Origin of the sequence: Tatumella sp. UBA2305 (assembly GCF_002345795.1) — a bacterium.
In the GTDB taxonomy this organism is placed as follows: domain Bacteria; phylum Pseudomonadota; class Gammaproteobacteria; order Enterobacterales; family Enterobacteriaceae; genus Tatumella; species Tatumella morbirosei.
This window is the reverse complement of sequence record NZ_DDVT01000019.1, coordinates 113,016-113,305: the sequence shown is the minus strand read 5'-3', so window position 1 is coordinate 113,305 and position 290 is coordinate 113,016. Positions and strand designations below refer to the sequence as shown.

At 54.1% G+C, this 290-nt stretch carries 1 tRNA gene and 1 other RNA gene (1 of these 2 only partly in view); both read right to left on the bottom strand.

Features of this window, described 5'->3' with window-relative positions:
* Positions 1 to 58: 58 nt before the first annotated feature.
* A non-coding RNA gene (locus tag B3Z23_RS12470) (RtT sRNA) lies at positions 59 to 177 on the bottom strand.
* Positions 178 to 191: 14 nt separating this feature from the next.
* Positions 192 to 290, bottom strand: a tRNA-OTHER gene (locus B3Z23_RS12465); it runs 30 nt beyond the window's last position.

Here is a 290-nt window from a genome sequence, read left to right as displayed (position 1 = left end):
CTACCAACTGAGCTAACGACCCCTTGAGGGATTTCTGTGTTGTGACATTCTTTGTAAATGCTGGGTCGGCAGGATGACTCGCTTAGCTCGTCCTTCGGGACGTTGCTAACAACGTTGCCTCACTGCGTTCGACCCGAACCTGCAGCAGGTTCTCATGCTGCACGTTTTCCTACACTACTCATTTTCGAAACTGGTGGGTCGTGCAGGATGACTCGCTCCGCTCGCCCTGCGGGCCGTTGTAAACAACGTTGTCTCACTGCGTGAGACCCGAACCTGCAGCAGGTTCTCAT